At 36.0% G+C, this 20,045-nt stretch carries 21 protein-coding genes; 17 read left to right on the forward strand and 4 right to left on the reverse strand.

The annotated features are described in order from the left end of the window. Nucleotides 1–10: 10 nt before the first annotated feature. Nucleotides 11–286: a hypothetical protein gene (locus JFU54_RS12030; RefSeq protein WP_002033723.1), complete on the forward strand. Its 276-nt coding sequence runs from the start codon at nt 11–13 to the stop codon at nt 284–286. A gap of 35 nt (nt 287–321) precedes the next feature. Here the strand turns inward: JFU54_RS12030 and JFU54_RS12035 are convergent, their stop codons facing one another. Beyond that, a complete protein-coding gene (locus JFU54_RS12035; protein WP_002094429.1) occupies nt 322–522 on the reverse strand; it encodes a YlaI family protein in 201 nt (66 codons plus the stop codon). A gap of 145 nt (nt 523–667) precedes the next feature. On the opposite strand from JFU54_RS12035, the gene JFU54_RS12040 reads away from it, so the two are divergent. Together JFU54_RS12040 and JFU54_RS12045 are read left to right on the forward strand one after the other, a co-directional pair. Then, nucleotides 668–1,123, forward strand: coding sequence for a PNPOx family protein (locus JFU54_RS12040; RefSeq protein WP_002033724.1), 456 nt, complete (start codon nt 668–670; stop codon nt 1,121–1,123). Between the two features lie 246 nt (nt 1,124–1,369). Next, nucleotides 1,370–2,698, forward strand: coding sequence for a PhoH family protein (locus JFU54_RS12045; RefSeq protein ID WP_201064505.1), 1,329 nt, complete (start codon nt 1,370–1,372; stop codon nt 2,696–2,698). A 49-nt stretch (nt 2,699–2,747) separates the two neighbouring features. Here JFU54_RS12045 and JFU54_RS12050 read toward each other — a convergent pair whose 3' ends face one another. Further along, nucleotides 2,748–3,245, reverse strand: coding sequence for a molybdopterin-binding protein (locus JFU54_RS12050; protein WP_016100695.1), 498 nt, complete (start codon nt 3,243–3,245; stop codon nt 2,748–2,750). Nucleotides 3,246–3,395: 150 nt separating this feature from the next. Between JFU54_RS12050 and JFU54_RS12055 the strand changes: the two genes are divergently transcribed. The 3 genes from JFU54_RS12055 (at nt 3,396) to pyc (ending at nt 8,767) form a co-directional block, all read left to right on the forward strand. After that, nucleotides 3,396–3,683, forward strand: a complete 288-nt coding sequence (locus JFU54_RS12055) for an Fpa/YlaN family protein (protein ID WP_002088314.1) — start codon at nt 3,396–3,398, stop codon at nt 3,681–3,683. A 125-nt stretch (nt 3,684–3,808) separates the two neighbouring features. Then, on the forward strand, nt 3,809–4,987 hold the full coding sequence (locus JFU54_RS12060; RefSeq protein WP_016100696.1) for an FtsW/RodA/SpoVE family cell cycle protein: 1,179 nt from the start codon (nt 3,809–3,811) through the stop codon (nt 4,985–4,987). Nucleotides 4,988–5,320: 333 nt separating this feature from the next. Continuing rightward, a complete protein-coding gene (gene pyc, locus JFU54_RS12065; protein WP_063219150.1) occupies nt 5,321–8,767 on the forward strand; it encodes a pyruvate carboxylase in 3,447 nt (1,148 codons plus the stop codon). Between the two features lie 86 nt (nt 8,768–8,853). Here pyc and ctaA read toward each other — a convergent pair whose 3' ends face one another. Further along, nucleotides 8,854–9,789: a heme A synthase gene (gene ctaA, locus JFU54_RS12070; protein WP_002088309.1), complete on the reverse strand. Its 936-nt coding sequence runs from the start codon at nt 9,787–9,789 to the stop codon at nt 8,854–8,856. Between the two features lie 497 nt (nt 9,790–10,286). Between ctaA and cyoE the strand changes: the two genes are divergently transcribed. The 6 genes from cyoE (at nt 10,287) to ctaG (ending at nt 16,195) form a co-directional block, all read left to right on the forward strand. Next, on the forward strand, nt 10,287–11,210 hold the full coding sequence (cyoE, locus tag JFU54_RS12075) for a heme o synthase (RefSeq protein ID WP_002142959.1): 924 nt from the start codon (nt 10,287–10,289) through the stop codon (nt 11,208–11,210). Between the two features lie 93 nt (nt 11,211–11,303). Then, entirely contained in the window at nt 11,304–12,353 is a 1,050-nt protein-coding gene (gene coxB, locus JFU54_RS12080; RefSeq protein WP_002088304.1) for a cytochrome c oxidase subunit II, read from the forward strand. Between the two features lie 60 nt (nt 12,354–12,413). Next, entirely contained in the window at nt 12,414–14,249 is a 1,836-nt protein-coding gene (ctaD, locus tag JFU54_RS12085) for a cytochrome c oxidase subunit I (RefSeq protein WP_002014777.1), read from the forward strand. Continuing rightward, nucleotides 14,249–14,872: a cytochrome c oxidase subunit III gene (gene ctaE, locus JFU54_RS12090; protein WP_000557861.1), complete on the forward strand. Its 624-nt coding sequence runs from the start codon at nt 14,249–14,251 to the stop codon at nt 14,870–14,872. Before ctaD ends, ctaE begins: the two co-directional genes overlap by 1 nt. A 3-nt stretch (nt 14,873–14,875) precedes the next feature. Beyond that, a complete protein-coding gene (gene ctaF / locus JFU54_RS12095; protein ID WP_002014776.1) occupies nt 14,876–15,208 on the forward strand; it encodes a cytochrome c oxidase subunit IVB in 333 nt (110 codons plus the stop codon). An 81-nt stretch (nt 15,209–15,289) separates the two neighbouring features. Beyond that, complete coding sequence (gene ctaG, locus JFU54_RS12100) at nt 15,290–16,195, forward strand: cytochrome c oxidase assembly factor CtaG (protein ID WP_201064507.1); 906 nt, start codon at nt 15,290–15,292, stop codon at nt 16,193–16,195. Nucleotides 16,196–16,231: 36 nt separating this feature from the next. Here the strand turns inward: ctaG and JFU54_RS12105 are convergent, their stop codons facing one another. Beyond that, nucleotides 16,232–16,597, reverse strand: a complete 366-nt coding sequence (locus JFU54_RS12105) for a YugN family protein (protein ID WP_002014773.1) — start codon at nt 16,595–16,597, stop codon at nt 16,232–16,234. A gap of 208 nt (nt 16,598–16,805) precedes the next feature. On the opposite strand from JFU54_RS12105, the gene JFU54_RS12110 reads away from it, so the two are divergent. The 5 genes from JFU54_RS12110 (at nt 16,806) to JFU54_RS12130 (ending at nt 19,927) form a co-directional block, all read left to right on the forward strand. After that, nucleotides 16,806–17,840, forward strand: a complete 1,035-nt coding sequence (locus tag JFU54_RS12110; protein WP_002142956.1) for a CAP domain-containing protein — start codon at nt 16,806–16,808, stop codon at nt 17,838–17,840. Between the two features lie 173 nt (nt 17,841–18,013). Then, on the forward strand, nt 18,014–18,451 hold the full coding sequence (gene ylbD / locus JFU54_RS12115) for a YlbD family protein (RefSeq protein ID WP_002014771.1): 438 nt from the start codon (nt 18,014–18,016) through the stop codon (nt 18,449–18,451). Nucleotides 18,452–18,462: 11 nt separating this feature from the next. Next, entirely contained in the window at nt 18,463–18,708 is a 246-nt protein-coding gene (locus tag JFU54_RS12120) for a YlbE-like family protein (protein WP_002014770.1), read from the forward strand. 77 nt (nt 18,709–18,785) lie between these two features. Next, nucleotides 18,786–19,358 (forward strand): histidine phosphatase family protein, encoded by a 573-nt coding sequence (locus JFU54_RS12125; protein WP_002014767.1) that lies wholly within the window; start codon nt 18,786–18,788, stop codon nt 19,356–19,358. Between the two features lie 116 nt (nt 19,359–19,474). Beyond that, the gene (locus JFU54_RS12130; RefSeq protein ID WP_002014765.1) at nt 19,475–19,927 is read left to right on the forward strand and encodes a YlbF/YmcA family competence regulator; all 453 of its coding nucleotides are present in this window, start codon (nt 19,475–19,477) and stop codon (nt 19,925–19,927) included. Nucleotides 19,928–20,045: the final 118 nt, after the last annotated feature.

Genomic DNA, 20,045 nt, shown 5'->3' on the forward strand with positions numbered 1-20,045 from the left:
GGGGAGTTTCATGCGCTCGGTACAAGATGCACTATATAATTGGTTAACAATTAAAACGGTTGCGGAAGCGCGTCCAGATGATAGCGCTGCACAAGAAACGTATGTATTATTTCGAAATATGATATATGAAGAGCATAAATTACGAAATGTAGAAGTGGAAAAGAACGAGGAAATGTATTTAATTACATATGAAATTGATGGAGAAATAAGGTGTGCAAGATTTCCAGTAGAAGCCATTGATTGTTTTTTGGATCAGATGAATCGTGAACCAGAAAAATACAAATAAGTCCTTATCTATATGATTAAGGACTTATTTACGGTTTACCAATCGTCTTCTACTTTTTTATCACGATATAATCGGAAATTACCACTTGCATGGCGTTCCATAGTACGCTCTGCAATGCGTTCCGTACATTCCATGCACATATATGTATGAATAGGGCGATTACGCAGTTTTTTTGCCATAGGATTTTCGTCATCTAACATATCTTTTTTATCACAAATCATACATCTGACTCTCATTTCGTCACCTCAATACGAATTCTATCAGTATAAGTATATCATGGAAGCATAATGTTTTTGAATAATAGCGGGAAAAAATAATATTTTCGCAATTCGAAAAATAGGTTATGATAAGGATATATAAATAATATTTGGAGGTGGAAATATGGCGAATGTAGTTGAGCCTACATTGACAGGTGATTTAGTACAATCTTTGCGTAAAGAGTGTATCGTTATGATAGCAACAACAGATTTCGAAAAACAAATTCCTAACGTAAGTGCTATTTCTTGGGTATATGCAGTGAGTGAAACTAGTATTCGATTTGCGGTAGATCAACGCTCACGTATTGTGGGGAATATACGGCATAGTGCAGGGGTTGTATTGACTATAATGGCGAATGAATCCGTATTTTCCATAAGTGGTGAAAGTAAAATTTTAACAGATAGAATGGAAGGGATTCCTCTAAAATTAACGGTAGTAGAAGTGAATGTACAAGAAGTTCGTGATGTTATGTTTTATGGTGCGAAACTTGCTACTGAACCAACATATGAAAAAACATATGATCTTCGAGCAGCTAAAAAGCTTGATAACCAAGTATTAGTAGGAATGAAAGAATTATAAAGAAGATGAATAGGAACATCGTTCATAAACTTTTACAAGTGAGTATTGTGATTTAATGTGAAAAATTATAATAAAAAGTAATATATTGAATAGAAATGAATAAAAAATAAAGAAAAGGTTTAATTTCTATGAGTTTCGATTCTACCTCGTTTTTACGGTACATATAATTATAACAATGGTTCGTCCATATTTTATGGATGAAACCCTTGTTCTACAAATTTAAAAGTGGAGTCAGGGGGTAACAGGTTGGATAAAATTTATGTGTTAGATACGAATGTACTTTTGCAGGATCCTTTATCTATTTTTTCATTTGCAACAAATGAAGTAGTGATTCCAGCAGTTGTATTAGAAGAGGTTGATTCGAAAAAACGTTATATGGATGAAGTAGGACGAAATGCTCGCTATGTATCTAAGTTAATCGACAAATTTCGCGAAATAGGAAAGCTGCATGAAAGTATTCCGTTAGAAAACGGCGGTACATTTCGTATTGAATTAAATCATCGCTCGTTTGTTCAACTGCAAGATATTTTTGTAGAAAAAACAAATGATAATCGAATTTTAGCGGTAGCGAAAAACCTCTCTTTAGAAGAACAAGAAAAAGAGGACGGGAAATCAGTTATTTTAGTAAGTAAAGATGTACTCGTAAGGGTAAAAGCTGATGCAATCGGACTGCGGGCCGAAGATTATTTAAGTGACCGAGTAATCGAAGTGGAAAATATATATTCAGGATTTTTAGAAGGGTATATATCAAAAGAACAGTTAGATTATTTTTATGAAAAAGGTGAACTGCCTTTATCTGAAATCGCAAATCATCCTTTTTATCCAAATCAGTTTGTTGTAATGAAAGATGCACTAGGGGGTTCTAGTTCTGCACTTGGGATTGTGGATCATTTAGGTAAGAAGGTAAAAAAACTTATTTTTCACAATGAACAAGTGTGGGGGATACGCCCACGAAACGTGCAGCAAATTATGGGATTAGAATTGCTACTTCGGGAAGATATTCCACTTGTAACGTTAACAGGGAAAGCCGGTACAGGAAAAACGTTACTCGCATTAGCTTCGGGACTAATGCAAACGGAAGATTTAGGATTATATAAAAAACTACTTGTCGCGAGACCAATTGTACCGGTAGGGAAAGATATAGGCTATTTACCAGGAGAGAAAGAGGAAAAATTAAGACCGTGGATGCAGCCGATTTTTGATAATCTAGAGTATTTATTCAATACGAAAAAGCCTGGGGAGCTAGATGCTATTTTAGCTGGAATGGGTTCGATTGAAGTAGAAGCGCTTACCTATATACGCGGGAGAAGTATTCCAGACCAATTCATTATAATTGACGAGGCACAAAATTTAACGAAGCATGAAGTAAAGACGATATTAACAAGGGTAGGCGAAAAAAGTAAGATTGTATTAATGGGGGATCCTCAGCAAATTGATCACCCGTATTTAGATGAATATAATAACGGTTTAACATATGTTGTAGAGAAGTTTAAAGAACAACGTATTAGTGGTCATGTAAAGTTTGTTAAAGGAGAGCGTTCTAATTTAGCACAACTAGCAGCGGATTTATTATAAAAAGGAGTGAGCTTAAGCTCACTCCTTTTTTTCCTTTTAATTATACAATTTAAATGATTGTAAATTTACGGATGTTACGAATCGGATTTTGTCTATTAGATCCATCATGGAAATATAGATGAACAGGCCCGTCTTCTCGTAATGGTTTACCTTCTTTTGAAAAACCGAGAATAGCTTTATGGGCTGTTTCTAACGGAAGTGTAATTGTATTGTCTGTGGTTGCAATTTCGACATGAGTAGCATCTTCTAAAATTTCAGCATTTTTTAGAAATGGATGAAGTGGTATGCCAAATGTCCCGTTAATAAGCTGTTCTTTTTTATATTTCTTTACACTTTGTTGTATTGGCGGGAAGGCAGCACCATCACGGATTTCGCGATCCCAATGCTCTGAAGTATGTTTTAAGTATGTTTCTAATTCGGATGAGTCTTCTCTAGTTTCATCAAAGTAAGTTGTCAAATCTATTTTTCGATCATCGAAAATCCATACAGTTGGATCGATAGTGATTGGAAAACGAACTTTTCCATTAATAAATAAAATTTCGCTCATTGTTGTTCCCCCATTTGTGTTATACTCCCACTTTTCAGTATAATAGTATTAGGCACTGTTGTCACAAAAAATGTTTCTATTGCAATTTATTAAAACTATCGCTAATATTAATAGATATGAGAGAGTAGGACGGAAACGGAGGGAATCAATTTGGCGTCTGAGACAGTATCAAATCATCAGGAAAAGGCACTAGCCCTTCTACAAGCGGATGCAGAGAAGATTTTAAGACTTATTAAGGTACAAATGGACAATCTTACAATGCCGCAATGTCCATTATATGAAGAAGTTTTAGACACACAAATGTTTGGACTATCCCGCGAGGTCGATTTTGCGGTTCGCCTTGGTCTTATTGGAGAAGAACAAGGGAAAGCAATGTTAGGAGAGCTCGAACGTGAGTTGTCTGCACTTCATGAAGCATTTACAAACAAACAACAATAACGGGTTCAAATAAGGGGGCTCAAACTGAAATAGTTTGGGCCTTTTATTTGTATAATAAAGAAGGAAGAACCTATATACATATGGAATACAACAATAATTAAATTGAAACAGAAAGAGGAAATGAAATGAAAAAAGTATGGAAATCGATGGATTATTCCTTATTACTTCCTCTTATTATCTTATGTGTGCTGGGAGTTATAATGGTATATAGTTCTAGTTCCATTGTTGCGATTTCGAAGCATGGGAAACCAGCGGATTTCTTTTTTAATAGGCAAGTATTAATTCTAGCTGTTGGAGCGATAATGTTAGCGATTATCATTGCTATTCCTTATAAACTTTGGAGGAAGCGAATAGTTTTAATAGCAATGGGAATAGGTAGTATTGGTTTATTAGCAGCAGCCTTGTTTTTCGGTAAGGAAATAAACGGTGCAAAAGGGTGGATATTAGGTATACAGCCCGCTGAATTTGTTAAAATATCGATTATTATTATATTAGCTCGTTTTTTTGCGAGAAGACAAGAGACAGATACTCCTGTTTTTAAAGGATCGGGACTTACGCTTGGTTTTGTTGGATTGGCAATGTTTTTAATTTTAAAGCAAAATGACTTAGGTACCGATTTATTAATTGCGGGAACGGTTGGAATTATGTTTCTTTGCTCGGGGGTACGGATTAATTTATGGATAAAACGAATCGTTTTAACTTCTATAGTGTGGATTCCGGCACTATATTTTCTCGGGAATTATGGATTAAGCAAGTATCAAAAGGCACGTTTTTCCGTTTTTCTTGATCCATTTAATGATCCTCAAAATGATGGGTTCCAATTAATAAATTCTTTTATTGGAATTGCTTCAGGAGGGCTAAATGGTCGAGGGTTAGGGAACAGTGTGCAAAAATATGGATACTTACCAGAACCGCAAACAGATTTTATTATGGCAATTATATCTGAAGAACTTGGATTTATAGGCGTAGCTGTCATTTTAATCTGTTTACTACTTATTATTATTCGGGCATTTAGGGTTGCACAAAAGTGCAGAGATCCGTTTGGAAGTTTAATAGCAATTGGAATTGCAAGTTTGTTTGGAGTTCAAACTTTTATAAATGTTGGTGGTATGTCTGGGTTAATACCGCTTACAGGGGTACCATTACCGTTTATAAGTTATGGTGGTAGTTCTTTATTGGCTAATTTACTTGCAATGGGTATACTGTTAAATATTGCTAGTTATGTAAAACGACAAGAGAAACAACAAAACAAATTGACTAACGAAATAGAACAAGGTGGACCGCATCTTGTTGTTGTAAAATAAAAAACACATTGAGCTCTAGAGTTCAATGTGTTTTTTATTTTGTTAGATTTTAAATGTGATACAATATTGATTGTTATAAAACGAAAAGTATATTACATTTAAGTGAATGTGATATACAATATTGTTGTTAGAAAAGGAAGAGGTATGCTATACTATTTTTGTGAAACAAATCAATCAGAAAACTTATCATTTGTTGAAAAATAAGGTATGATGGATAAAAATAAAGTGAAGCTTTCTAAGTATAATATAATGTAGAAAGTGAAGAACTTCACGCTCTTTAGAGTGTGTATGTATTTTATCTCTAGAGTGGTAGGAAAATAGAGGGGGAAAATCATGACAAAGCTGCAACGTATTCAAAAAGTATTGGTAGCTAACCGTGGAGAGATAGCAATTCGTGTGTTCCGAGCATGTTCAGAACTTGGATTAAACACAGTTGCGATCTATTCTAAAGAGGATAGCGGTTCTTATCATCGCTATAAAGCCGATGAGTCCTATTTAGTTGGGGAAGGGAAAAAGCCAATTGATGCTTATCTAGATATTGAAGGCATTATTGAGATTGCGAAAAGTAATCATGTAGATGCAATCCACCCTGGATATGGTTTCTTGTCAGAAAATATTCAATTTGCAAAACGTTGTGAAGAAGAAGGGATTATCTTTATCGGTCCAAAAAGTAAGCATTTAGACATGTTTGGAGATAAAGTTAAAGCAAGAACACAAGCGCAGCTAGCACAAATTCCAATTATTCCTGGTAGTGATGGTCCAGTAAATTCAATAGAAGAAGTTGAAGAATTTGCTGAAAAGTATGATTACCCGATTATTATTAAAGCATCCCTTGGTGGCGGCGGTCGCGGTATGCGTATTGTACGTGCTAGTGAAGAGTTAAGAGAATCGTATAATCGCGCGAAATCAGAAGCAAAAGCAGCCTTTGGTAATGATGAAGTGTACGTTGAAAAATTCGTTGAAAAACCTAAACATATAGAAGTACAAATTTTAGCAGATGAAGAAGGTAATGTTGTTCATTTGTATGAGCGTGATTGCTCTGTACAACGACGCCATCAAAAAGTAGTTGAAATTGCACCGAGCGTGTCGCTTTCAGATGATTTGCGTCAGCGTATTTGTGATGCTGCAGTAAAGTTAACGAAAAATGTAAATTATTTAAATGCTGGAACGGTAGAATTCCTTGTAAAAGGTGATGAGTTTTACTTCATTGAAGTAAACCCACGTGTTCAAGTTGAACATACGATTACAGAGATGATTACAGGAGTGGATATAGTTCAATCGCAAATTTTAATAGCTGATGGACATGCATTACATAGCAAAATGGTAGGTGTTCCTAAGCAAGAGGAAGTGGTTGTGCATGGATTTGCAATCCAATCTCGTGTAACGACAGAAGACCCACTTAATAACTTTATGCCTGATACAGGAAAGATTATGGCGTACCGATCAGGCGGTGGTTTTGGTGTTCGTCTTGATACAGGTAATAGTTTCCAAGGTGCAGTTATTACACCGTACTACGATTCTTTACTTGTAAAAGTTACTACTTGGGCACTTACTTTTGAACAAGCCGCTGCAAAAATGGAACGTAACTTAAAAGAATTCCGTATTCGTGGTATTAAAACAAATATTCCATTCCTAGAGAATGTAGTAAAACATAAAAACTTCTTATCAGGAGAATATGACACTTCATTTATTGACGCGTCACCTGAACTATTCTTGTTCCCGAAACGTAAAGACCGCGGAACAAAAATGTTAAATTATATTGGTACAGTAACAGTAAATGGCTTCCCTGGAGTAGGGAAAAAAGAGAAACCAATTTTCCCAGATGCTCGTATACCAAATGTGATACACTCAGAGCCAATGCAAAATGGAACGAAACAAATTTTGGATGAGCGTGGAGCGGATGGATTAGTAAAGTGGGTACAAGATCAAAAGCGTGTACTTTTAACGGATACAACATTCCGTGATGCACATCAGTCATTACTTGCAACTCGTGTTCGTACAAAAGATTTACATCACATTGCAGAGCCGACAGCGAGAATGTTACCAAACTTATTCTCAGCAGAAATGTGGGGCGGTGCAACGTTTGATGTTGCGTATCGTTTCTTGAAAGAAGATCCATGGGAACGATTACTAGATCTTCGTGAAAAAATGCCAAACGTTTTATTCCAAATGTTACTTCGCTCTTCAAACGCAGTAGGTTACAAAAACTATCCAGATAATTTAATTCAAAAATTTGTGGAATGTTCCGCGCAAGCTGGAATTGATGTGTTCCGTATTTTTGATAGCTTAAACTGGGTAGAAGGCATGAGAGTTGCAATTGATGCTGTACGAGATACTGGTAAGATTGCAGAAGCAACAATGTGTTACACAGGAGACATTCATGATCCGTTACGCAGTAAATATGATTTAAATTATTATAAAAATTTAGCAAAAGAGTTGGAAGCATCAGGAGCTCACATTTTAGGAATTAAAGATATGGCGGGCTTACTAAAGCCAAACGCAGCATATGATTTAGTTTCAGCATTAAAAGAGACGGTGTCGATTCCAATTCACCTGCACACACACGATACGAGCGGAAATGGTATTTTAACGTATACAAAGGCAATTGAAGCGGGTGTTGATATTGTCGATGTAGCGGTGAGTTCAATGGCTGGTCAAACGTCACAACCAAGTGCGAATACACTATACTATGCGTTAGGTGGAAACGAAAGACAGCCAGATGTTAATATAGACTCATTAGAAAAACTATCTCATTATTGGGAAGATGTACGAAAATATTATGCTCCATTTGAAAGTGGTATGAATGCTCCTCACACAGAGGTATATATGCATGAAATGCCGGGTGGACAGTATAGTAATCTTCAACAACAAGCAAAAGCGGTTGGCTTAGGAGATCGCTTTGATGAAGTTAAAGTGATGTATCGCCGTGTTAATGATATGTTTGGCGATATTGTAAAAGTAACACCATCATCTAAAGTTGTCGGTGATATGGCATTATTTATGGTTCAAAATCACCTAACAGAACAAGATATTTTAGAACGTGGACATGCTATGGACTTCCCAGGATCTGTTGTTGAAATGTTCTCTGGAGATTTAGGACAACCATATGGTGGTTTCCCGAAAGAATTACAAAAAATTATTTTAAAAGGGAAAGAGCCATTAACAGTAAGACCGGGTGAATTATTAGAACCAGTAGATTTCGATGCTTTAAAAGAAGAGTTATTCCACAAACTTGGACGCGAAGTAACAATTTTTGATGTAGTCGCATATGCATTGTATCCAAAAGTATTTATGGACTACGAAAAAGTTGCTGGGATTTATGGAAATGTATCTGTGCTTGATACACCGACATTCTTCTATGGTATGAGACTTGGTGAAGAAATTGATGTGGAAATCGAGCAAGGTAAAACATTGATGGTTAAACTAGTTTCCATTGGGGAGCCACAGCCAGATGGAAATCGTGTGCTTTACCTGGAGTTTAATGGACAACCGCGTGAAATCGTAGTGAAAGATGAAAACGTGAAATCAACTGTTGCACAGCGTGTGAAGGGGAATCGTGAAAATCCAAATCATATTAGCGCAACGATGCCGGGAACTGTTATTAAAGTAGTTGTAAAAGAAGGCGATGAAGTGAAAAAAGGTGATTCCATGGCAATTACAGAAGCTATGAAAATGGAAACGACAGTTCAAGCGCCGTTCAATGGGAAAGTGAAAAAAGTATATGTAAATGATGGGGATGCAATTCAAACGGGAGATTTACTCATTGAATTAGATCATTAAAATAAAGAAAAAGAGCTGTGCGAAAGCAGCTCTTTTTTGTGTGTAAATAATACCTTGCCGAATTGGCAAGGTATTATAGTTTTACTTTATTTTGTTTGCTTAGAAGTTGATTCAGTTTCTTTTGCATTGACTGTACTTCTTGTACCTATCATAACTAAATAGCATAGTACAGCAAACAGGCAAGAAATGAAGAGCGAATGTAATAATGCCATTGCTAAACTAGCATTTGTAAATACGACCAAAATCCCTACTATAGCTTGAAGTGTAACAAGGATAAATGAAATAATCCATCCCCAGTATACTACACGCTGCTGCTTGTAATGGCGAATAGCGATAATCATCGCATATAGTATCCAAGCGAAAATTAACATCGCTGCAACTCTATGTCCCATTTGAACCCACTCATGTAGTTGAGTTGGCATAGGTCTACTTTTGCTACATAAAGGGAAGTCTGGACAGGCTAAGGTAGCTCGTTCGTGACGTACTAAAGCTCCTGTGTAGACAACGATATAACTGTAAATTGTTACACCATAAATATGAAATTTCATTTTTTTGTCCATAATAAGTGAACGTGCATCAAATTTCTGATCAATTTCAAAAATAAGACACGTTAACAAGATGACAGAAGCAAATGAAATTAAGGAAATACCGAAATGAATAGCTAATACAGCAGGCATTTGACCCCAAACAACCGCCGCCGCCCCCATTAATGCTTGTGCAACTAAAAATACGAAGGATAAAATTGCTAACGTCTTTGTTTCGCGCACATGTTTATAATATTTCCAGGACAAGATACAAAGAAGAGTAACAAGGATTCCGGCTGATCCAGATGTTAAGCGGTGACTTAGCTCAATAATAGTCTCCATTGATAAATTAGATGGAACAAATTCACCGTTACAAAGAGGCCATGATTTGCCGCATCCTTGGCCTGAACCCGTTTTTGTAACTAAAGCGCCTCCTAGTAAAACTACTAATAAATCGAGACTTGTAATGACTGCTAACCATTTAATAAAGCGTTGCAATCTCTTTCACCATCTTTCTGCTATGAAGTTATTGCGAAATATTTTCATTCCATTATGTATAGAATAAAACGTGCTACAGTCCTATGATATATAAAAAATAATAAAATAGCAAAGAAATGGAGGGCGAGGACAACGTACGTATTATAAAGAAAAAAATGGGATTTAAAATACATATTTTAGGAGGAATTCAGGCTATTTTGAAAAGAAATGGGGAGAATACATGCTAAATATGACAAAATAGTTTATTATAGAAGATAACATCATGTTATGATAAGGATAAATTAGAATAAAGTTTTTTAATGTTCGACACAAAAAGTTCATGTTTTCTTCACAAAATGTTCGGGAAATGTGATTTAATATATTGGAGTATGGGCGTAGATTAGTAGTAGAATGGGTTAACAATATTTCTACTGTAATAATATTGCTATATAGAAGCGAAATATTTCACATGAAATATATGCTTAGAAAGATGATAGGTTTAAGAGGGGGTTAAAGTGATGAACCATGCAACAAGTGAGCTGCATGATGAGTCAGCTGTTTCAATTGTACCGGAAACAACTCGGTTACAAGATTTATCAGCGCTCGTTAAAATGGGGATTGTAAACTCAAATACACTTACTGTATTTACAGGATTTTGGTTGGCTTTACATTTTAATGGATTGAGTGTTATGGACAATCTAGATAAGTTATTTTTCACAATCGTTGGTTCGGCATTAATTATGGCAGGGGTATGTTGTTTAAATAACTACATTGACCGAGATATCGATCCATTAATGGAAAGAACAAAAAACCGTCCAACGGTAACAGGTAAATATAAACCTGGCTTTGCACTTGCATTTGGACTTGTAATTTTACTTCTTGGCTTTGTATTTTTATTACTTACTACACCGATGGCAGTGTTAATCTCATTTATTGGTGCCTTCACATATGTTGTTTTATATACGTTATGGACGAAGAGAAAATATACGTTAAATACTGTTGTAGGTAGTATATCAGGAGCAGTTCCACCTTTAATTGGATGGGCGGCAATTGATCCGTCTTTAAATCATCCAATTGCTTGGATGTTATTTTTAATTATGTTTATTTGGCAAATCCCACATTTCCTCGCATTAGCGATGAAGCGTGTTGATGAATATCGAAATGCAGGAATCCCAATGCTTCCTGTTGTACAGGGATTTGATATTACGAAACGTCAGATTATGATTTGGACAGTATGTTTATTACCACTACCATTTTATATGAGTGGACTTGGAATAACATTCATGGTAATTGCAACATTGCTTAACATCGGATGGATCGCATTAGGGCTTTATGGCTTCCGTCAGCAAGATGACATCAAGTGGTCCGTAAAAATGTTTGTTTATTCCCTGAATTACTTAACAATCTTATTTGTGTCAATGATTGTAGTTACATTCTTCTAAGACAACGACATGATTGGATTTCTTTACGTTGAGATTTACTTTACTTAACTATAAAGTACAATCTAATTCACAAAGAAAGTGGGGGTTGTTTGTATGAAGAAACAGTGGCGACTGCTTTCGTTCGTTTCACTGCTGGCTTTACTGTTAGGGGGATGCGGTAAAGCTTTTCAGTCTACTTTAATTCCGCAAGGGGAAGTAGCAAAAATGCAATATGATTTGCTCTTGCTAGCGAGTGCAATCATGGTAGGAGTAGTACTTGTAGTTACTATTATTTTCTTATATGTAATTGTGCGTTTCCGACAAAAAAAGGGTGAGGAAGATTATATTCCAGAGCAAGTTGAAGGAAATCACAAACTAGAAATTATATGGACAGTCATTCCGATTATTCTTTTGTTAATCTTGGCTGTTCCGACTGTTACATATACATTCAAGCTTGCTGATGTAAGTGCGATGGAGAAAAAGAATATTGATAAAGATACTATCGTTGTTGATGTAACAGCGAATCTTTATTGGTGGGAATTTTCTTATAAATCAGAAAAAATAGTAACTTCTCAAGATTTAGTTATCCCCACAGGTAAGAAAGTGTATTTGAATTTGAAGGGTGCCGATATTAAACATTCGTTTTGGGTTCCATCTTTAGCTGGGAAAATGGATACAAATACAGATAATGTAAACAAAATGTGGTTAAAGGCAGATAAATCGGGCACTTATAATGGTTTTTGTACAGAATTTTGTGGCCCATCACATTCTTTAATGCAGTTCAAAGTGAAAGCTCTGGATGAAAGCGAGTACAAAAAGTGGCTTGCTGACATGAAGAAGATTGATGGAAAAAAAGAAGTAGCTTCTACAAAGGCGCAAGAGGGTCAAGAAATATTTAATAAAAGCTGTATTGGTTGTCATGCAGTTGGATCAAATGATAGTAGACCACCTTCTGCTCGTATCGCACCGAACTTAGCAAACTTCGCAGATCGCGATATGGTTGCTGGTATTGCCGAAAATAATGAAGAGAACTTAAAAAAATGGCTCAAAGATCCTGAAAATATGAAGCCAGGTAATAAAATGACTGGTAAATATGGCAACTTAACGGATGATCAAATTAATGCATTAAATGCATATTTACAAACGTTAAAGATTGAAAAATAAAGAGGGATCATTTGCGAAGGGGAGGTTGAAAACGTGAGTTCTGTAGCAAAAAAACAGGGGATGGGTGCTGTCATATGGGATTATTTAACGACAGTAGACCATAAAAAGATTGCCATTCTCTATTTAATTGCAGGTGGATTGTTTTTTGTAATAGGTGGAATAGAAGCACTATTTATTCGCCTGCAGTTAGCGATTCCTAACAATGCTTTTCTTGTTGGGGATGCTTATAATCAAGTATTAACGATGCACGGTACAACAATGATTTTCCTCGCAGCTATGCCACTCGTGTTTGCATTTATGAACGCCGCTGTACCACTTCAAATTGGAGCACGTGATGTGGCGTTCCCGTTTTTGAATTCGCTCGGATTTTGGTTATTTTTCTTTGGTGGATTATTTTTAAATTTAAGTTGGTTTTTAGGAGGAGCGCCTGATGCAGGGTGGACATCGTATGCATCTTTAGCTTTAGCCTCTAAAGGACATGGTGTTGATTTTTATGTACTCGGCTTGCAAATATCAGGTATTGGTACATTAATTGGAGGTATTAACTTCCTTGTTACAATTATTAATATGCGCGCGCCAGGGATGACGTACATGCGCATGCCGATGTTTACATGGACAACATTTGTAACATCTTCACTTATTTTATTTGCATTTCCACCATTAACTGTAGGATTAGGACTTTTAATGTTAGATCGTTTATTTGGCACAAGTTTCTTTAATCCGGCACTAGGTGGGAACACGATTATATGGGAGCATTTATTCTGGATCTTCGGTCATCCGGAAGTATACATTCTTATACTCCCAGCTTTCGGAATATTCTCAGAAATCTTCGCCACATTTTCGAAAAAACGATTATTCGGTTATTCCTCTATGGTGTTCGCGACAGTATTAATAGGGTTTTTAGGATTTATGGTATGGGCGCATCATATGTTTACTGTTGGTCTTGGGCCTGTTGCAAATGCTATCTTCTCGGTTGCAACAATGGCGATTGCAGTTCCAACGGGTATTAAAATATTTAACTGGCTCTTTACAATGTGGGGTGGAAGTATTAGGTTTACAACACCAATGATGTGGGCGGTAGCTTTTATTCCATCCTTCGTTATGGGTGGAGTTACAGGTGTTATGCTTGCTTCTGCACCAGCTGATTATCAGTTTCATGATAATTATTTCGTAGTAGCACACTTTCATTATGTAATTGTTGGTGGTGTTGTATTTGGTTTACTTGCAGGTGCGCATTATTATTGGCCACTTATGTTTAATAAAGTATTAAATGAAACATTAGGTAAGATAACATTTTGGTTATTCTTTATCGGTTTCCATTTAACATTCTTTATTCAGCATTTCCTTGGATTGATTGGTATGCCACGTCGTTACTACACATATCTTGAGGGCCAAGGGTTGGAAATGGGGAATATGATTAGTTCTATCGGAGCTGTGTTTATGGCTCTTGGAACGATTGTTCTTTTATTCAATGTAATAAAAACAACGGTATCAAAAGAGAAGGCTGGCCGTGATCCATGGGATGGACGTACATTAGAATGGACAATGCCAGCACCTACACCGGAATACAATTTTAAACAATTGCCATTTGTTCGTGGGTTAGATCCGTTTTGGATTGAAAAACGTGAAGGTAATAAAGAGATGACAGCAGCGGAACCAGTTGGTGATATTCATATGCCAAATGCTTCATTTTCACCATTTATCATTTCTCTAGGCTTATTCATAGCAGCATTCGGTGCGATGTATATGCAGGGTGGCAAAGATAAATTTTGGTTATTAGTAGCGATTATCGGTTTAATCATTACGTTTGGTACAATGTTCCTTCGTTCAGTAATTGATGATCATGGATATCATATTCATAAGGAAGATTTAGATGATAAGGGGGGCAAGGCGTAATGCATGTAGATGAGAAATTAACGAATGAAACATTTCCAGCAGAGCCTGAAAAAGCAACCCTTGAGGGGAAAAATAAGTTTGTTGGTTTTTGGTTATTTCTTGGAGGCGAAACAGTGTTGTTCGCTTCCTTATTTGGCACATATTTAGCGTTAAAGAACTCTACAAATGGTGGACCAACATCTCAAGAGATGTTTCAAATGCCACTCGTTTTCATTATGACGATGCTTTTGTTAACAAGTAGTTTAACGAGTGTATACGCAATGTATCATATGAAAAATTTTAACTTTAAGAAAATGCAACTTTGGTTACTTGTAACAGTGTTGCTTGGCTTAGGATTTTTGGGGTTTGAAATATATGAGTTTTATCATTATACGCATGAATTTAAGCATACTATGAGAAGTAGTGCATTTGGTTCTGCATTTTATGCTCTTGTTGGTACACACGGGCTCCACGTGTTGTTTGGATTATGTTGGATTTTAACATTAATCTTTAGAAACGCGAAGAGAGGCTTAAATTTATACAACGCACCAAAGTTTTATGTTGCATCAATTTATTGGCACTTTATTGACGTAGTTTGGGTGTTTATTTTCACTGTAGTATATTTGATGGGAATGGTGGGATAAACAATGGCGGTTAAGCAAACGAATAATCCTAAGGTGGATCTTGTTTATCGGAAGAGAAAAAGTGCAGAGGAAATGAAGCACCAAGTTGTTACATTTTCACTAATGATTTTTTTAACATTAGTTGCATTTGCAGCGGTGGCATATCCGAAAACATTTAGCCCGATTTTTTCGGTTCCATTTATATTATTGTTAGCAGTCATTCAAGTTATATTTCAGTTATATTATTTCATGCATATGAGTCATAAAGGGCATGAAGCGGCGAGTTTCTTCTTGTACTCTGGATTGTTAATTGGTTTATTAACAATATTAGCCTTTATGACAATTGTGTGGATTTAAACAGTGATAGTAGGGGGCTCTGATATATCAAAGCCCTCTTTTTATATGAAATATAAGAATTTTGAAAAGGTAGGTGTGGAAATGGAAAACTTATGGGTATTTGGTTTTCAAGCTTTATGGAGTCCAATTTTTTTATTATTTATGATCTCGATTCTTATTAGTTATTTTTTAATTATTGGACCGTATAGAACGCGATTTGAAAATGCGACGAAGGTAAGTAAGAAGCAAATTTTTTATTTTACGACCGGGATTGTTCTTTTGTATGTTGTAAAGGGAGGACCTATTGATTTAATTGGTCATATCATATTTAGTGCACATATGTTTGAGATGGCAGTAATGTATATTGCGGTGCCTCCGTTATTACTGCTTGGTATACCTGTTTGGTTATATCGTTATATTACTTCTTTTAAGTTCGTTCAAATTGTGATAAAGTTTTTTGCTAAGCCGCTTATTGCGTTGTTTGTATTTAATGGCCTGTTTTCCTTTTATCATTTGCCAATTGTTTTTGATGCAGTAAAACAAAGTCAAATAGCGCATCCTATTTGCCTTGCTATATTGTTTTTTGCAGCAATGATGATGTGGTGGCCGATGTTAAATCCACTGCCAGAATATCAAACTTTAAGTGATATTAAGAAGCTTGGTTACATGTTTGCTAATGGTATTTTATTAACGCCAGCTTGTGCGTTAATAATTTTTGCGACTGCACCATTATTTGTAACATATACAGATTCGGCCGCTTGGATGAAGGCAATGGAACTCTGTGTACCGGCGGGTACTTTATCAGATTTAAATATAACTGGACCAGAATTTTTACATTGGATGCCGGTAGTACAAGACCAGCAAACAGGTGGTATTATTATGAAAATTGTCCAGGAAATAGTGTACGGTACGATTATCGGTTATGTGTTCTTTAAATGGGCACGTAGAGAGCGTGAAAAGGATAAAGAGCAGCTGCAAGAGTTACCTCCTTATTTGCAGACGAAATAAAAACTAGCGCATCGTGTTAATGCGCTAGTTTTTTTGTTATTCAATAATTTGAAATTCTTTTAACTCTTTTTCAATATTTTGTAGGAGTTGTTCGCTTTTTTGAAGTACATTCGTTGGAAAAATCTCATCATCGCCATATTCAACGCCATGAGGATAATAATGTTTTCCTAATAAGGGTGGCAATAGTTTTACTTGAGCGTGTCTGCCGCCGATGTCACCTTCAACAGCAAATCCTTGTACACGTAAATAATAAATATCCTTTAATATTTCAAATTTATAATCATATGTAACGCGTTCGTAATCCCATTGTCCGGCAAGTACAAAATGATTGTTTTCCATAATCTCAGTTAAAAGAGTTAGATCAACGACTGCATCAGTAAAGTTTGTATTTGTAAATTGCATAGAATACCTCCTTATTTTAATGTTAGTTCATTATTTTTATAATAGTACGAATAATAAGAAAGTGCAATTCGTATTGCGAGAAAAGGGATAATCCAGACTTTTTTCGTGAAAATATGATATAGTGAAAAGAGTACGGTACACACAAAAAAAGGAAATAAAAAGATTTGTGTATATCTCGATTTTATGCTTTGTTCAGGAGGTATATCGTTTGAAGAAATTATTGCGTATCGTAATGATTACATTTTTAATTTTAGCTGTTGATTTATACGGGAAGTTACTCGTGTCACAATATATATTAACCCCATCTCACTCTAAGCAAGAAAATAAAATTGTGAAAAAGAAGAAGCAAGTAAATGAAGAATCCACAGACACTGTTTTAAATATGCTTGGCGGGGACTCTGAGAATTTATTAGCGAAGTGGGGCGAACCATCTCGAATAGAGCCGTCTGCTTATGGATATGAATGGTGGGTGTATAATCAAGATTTAGCTCAGTATGTTCAATTTGGAGTTGCTGAACGTAAAGTTGTAACGGCGTATGTTGCTGGTGAGCAAGTTAAGGTGGCTCCCTATTATATAAATGAAAAGTATGAAGAGGTATATAAAAAGAATCCACTTTCACATGAGATTTCATTAAAAAGAGGAAAGAATAGTTATCAATTTGAGTTATCTGATACGGAAGTAATGGAACAACCGCTAGTACCTGTAGAAGATGGATGGGCACAATTATACTTTGATCACTTTACACATGAGCTTGTTGGTCTTCGTTATATGGATGATGAAACGTTATTACGACAAAGACCATATCAACTTGTTTATTCAGGTGAATTAATAGCGGAACAGCCGCTGACGCCAGAAAAAATGAAGCAAGTAGAAAATGGAAATATGCAACAAATTCTCGATTTAACAAATATTATTCGGAGTCGTCATCAATTACCGTTGTTAACATTGGATCAACAAACTGCAGATGTTGCATTTGGCCATAGTAAAGATATGAAGGATAATAATTATTTTTCGCACGATTCACCTACTTTTGGTACGTTAGGAGATCGCTTGCAACGTGGGCAAGTGGCTTTTCAACTTGCTGGTGAGAATATAGCGGCGCAACATAGTGATGGAATTGCGGCGGTACAGGGTTGGTTAAATAGTGAGGGGCATAGAAAGAATTTATTAAACGAACAATTTACTGGATTAGGTGTTGGGGTATATGATAAATTTTATACTCAAAACTTTATCCGAAAATAAAATGAAACTTTAATCAGTCGGGGCATCCTTCATTGATTATTAGTCTTCACCAATCGAGCTTTAATTGTCCACAAATAGGAAGATAAAAAGGTGCATGAATCGTCTAAAAATAGGCGAACCATGTGCCTTTTTTTTCTTACAATATAGTAGATATACATGAAGAGGTGAGGATTATGCCAACAACAAAAGGGCCGTTACATCCATCGGTTCAACAGTTTAAAGAGTTTGTAAACCATCACCCTAAAATGGTTCATGAGGTTAGAGGTGGTCAAAAAACATGGCAGCAATTTTATGAAGAATGGTACTTACTTGGTGAAGAAGATCAAATATGGACAGCATATAGACCTGATGGAGCACCTGCTTTTTCTTCGGTAAAAGAAAATAAAGAAGAAAAAGAAAATCGAACAGAAGAGGAAAAAACTGCTGATGTGATGGGGCAAATGCTTTCTTTCTTTAAAAAGCTAGACGTAGAACAAATGCAACATCATTTAGCAAATGTAACGAGTGCGATTGGTAGCGTGCAACAAGTTATTCAACAATTTCAAGGAAACCGTGCGCAGCAAGAACAAAGTACTTCTGAAAATAATCCTTTTTTCTTTCAAAAGGATTAGGGGGAAAGAGAATGAGAGCAGAGCTTATGGAGTTTATAAAAGCTGATGAGGATTTAGCTCGCTATATTCGGGAACAGCCATACTGGTACCGGAAATTGACGCGTAACCCAGAAGAAAAAGAAGCTTTTGAGTTAGCTGCCATGCAGCATTTCAAAAAAACGATACCAGATAAAGTGGAAAAATTTCAAAATCAATTGGCCGTTGCTTCAATTATGATTGATATGTTCCAGTATATGAAGCAGCAAAATACGACGTAATTGGAAGGGAAAACTATGTCCGTTATGCAAAACTTTTGTTACAATAGAATCGGATTATTTAAAAAAGGAGTTGCAGCATGACGGAAATTTGTTTAGTACGACATGGACAAACTGATTGGAACTTTCAAGAGATTATTCAAGGGCGCGAAGATATTCCACTCAATGAAGTTGGGAAGAAGCAAGCGAGTCAAAGTGCAGCTGCCTTGCAAGCGGAATCGTGGGATATAATTATAAGTAGCCCGTTAATTAGAGCGCAAGAAACAGCTAAGGAAATTGCTGGGGCTATTGGATTACCATCTATTTTATTAGATGAGCGATTTATGGAACGTAATTTTGGGGAAGCTTCTGGGAAACCAGTTGCGGCCGTTAGAGAGTTAATTACAGAAGGTAATGTAGAAGGAATGGAACAGGATGAAGAAATCGTAGAGCGCTGTTTTACGGCTTTACAACAGGTTGCAGCAGCACATGGAGATAAACGTATTATCATTGTTGCGCATTCACATGCAATAAAAGCTATTTTACACGCAATTGCACCAAATGAAATTACATTTAAAACGCCGTTAAAAAACGCATGTATTAGCTACGTGAAAGAGAATAGCGGGAAATGGGATGTTCTTAAATATAATATTGCGGAGCATATTAGTGTATAAGAGTGCAAGGAGATTGTATGAAAAGTAATTAGAATCATATCTTTCTTTTAGGTGAGACACTTCAATTAGTAGTTCTGTTCCAAATGTGTTATGATGAATACTCGGAGGTGTCTCTCATGATTGTAGCGACGCTGGAAAGCGTATTGATTTTAGATAAGGCAGAGCAGCTTGCAAAAGCGATCATCTGTTCAGATATAGCAGAAGATTACCGTAAGTATTATAAGGATTTACAAGAAGATATAGAAGTCCAGACGCTAATTCAGCAATTTACAGCGATGAAAGAGCGATACGAAGAAGTGCAACGTTTTGGTAAATATCATCCTGATTATACTTTCGTTTCGACGAAAATGAGGGAATTAAAGCGTTCTGTAGATATGCATGATAAGGTTGCAACTTTTAAAAGAGCAGAAACAGCTTTACAGAAGTTATTAGATGAAGTTAGTGTAGCAATTGGTTCTGAGGTATCTTCTTCCGTTAAAGTTCCAACAGGAAATCCGTTTTTTGATGCGGGTGGCTGTGGCGGTGGTTGTGGTACCGGAGGCGGTTGTGGTTGTAAAAAAACGGGGTAATTTACCCCGTTTTTTAGAATATAGAAGAAAACGTATACAGAGTTTGTTCTTTAATGTCATAAATTTATGATTGGTTTTCATAAAATATAAGAATATAAGTTTTTAAAAGGAGAAGATG

The organism is Bacillus sp. TH19, from assembly GCF_016651075.1.
In the GTDB taxonomy this organism is placed as follows: domain Bacteria; phylum Bacillota; class Bacilli; order Bacillales; family Bacillaceae_G; genus Bacillus_A; species Bacillus_A mycoides.

Coding starts and splice junctions, on each gene's coding strand:
- JFU54_RS12030 (WP_002033723.1), top strand. CDS start 11: ATGCGCTCGGTACAAGATGCACTATATAATTGGTTAACAATTAAAACG.
- JFU54_RS12035 (WP_002094429.1), bottom strand. CDS start 522: ATGAGAGTCAGATGTATGATTTGTGATAAAAAAGATATGTTAGATGAC.
- JFU54_RS12040 (WP_002033724.1), top strand. CDS start 668: ATGGCGAATGTAGTTGAGCCTACATTGACAGGTGATTTAGTACAATCT.
- JFU54_RS12050 (WP_016100695.1), bottom strand. CDS start 3,245: ATGAGCGAAATTTTATTTATTAATGGAAAAGTTCGTTTTCCAATCACT.
- JFU54_RS12060 (WP_016100696.1), top strand. CDS start 3,809: ATGAAAAAAGTATGGAAATCGATGGATTATTCCTTATTACTTCCTCTT.
- pyc (WP_063219150.1), top strand. CDS start 5,321: ATGACAAAGCTGCAACGTATTCAAAAAGTATTGGTAGCTAACCGTGGA.
- cyoE (WP_002142959.1), top strand. CDS start 10,287: ATGAACCATGCAACAAGTGAGCTGCATGATGAGTCAGCTGTTTCAATT.
- coxB (WP_002088304.1), top strand. CDS start 11,304: ATGAAGAAACAGTGGCGACTGCTTTCGTTCGTTTCACTGCTGGCTTTA.
- ctaD (WP_002014777.1), top strand. CDS start 12,414: ATGGGTGCTGTCATATGGGATTATTTAACGACAGTAGACCATAAAAAG.
- ctaE (WP_000557861.1), top strand. CDS start 14,249: ATGCATGTAGATGAGAAATTAACGAATGAAACATTTCCAGCAGAGCCT.
- ctaF (WP_002014776.1), top strand. CDS start 14,876: ATGGCGGTTAAGCAAACGAATAATCCTAAGGTGGATCTTGTTTATCGG.
- ctaG (WP_201064507.1), top strand. CDS start 15,290: ATGGAAAACTTATGGGTATTTGGTTTTCAAGCTTTATGGAGTCCAATT.
- JFU54_RS12105 (WP_002014773.1), bottom strand. CDS start 16,597: ATGCAATTTACAAATACAAACTTTACTGATGCAGTCGTTGATCTAACT.
- ylbD (WP_002014771.1), top strand. CDS start 18,014: ATGCCAACAACAAAAGGGCCGTTACATCCATCGGTTCAACAGTTTAAA.
- JFU54_RS12120 (WP_002014770.1), top strand. CDS start 18,463: ATGAGAGCAGAGCTTATGGAGTTTATAAAAGCTGATGAGGATTTAGCT.
- JFU54_RS12125 (WP_002014767.1), top strand. CDS start 18,786: ATGACGGAAATTTGTTTAGTACGACATGGACAAACTGATTGGAACTTT.
- JFU54_RS12130 (WP_002014765.1), top strand. CDS start 19,475: ATGATTGTAGCGACGCTGGAAAGCGTATTGATTTTAGATAAGGCAGAG.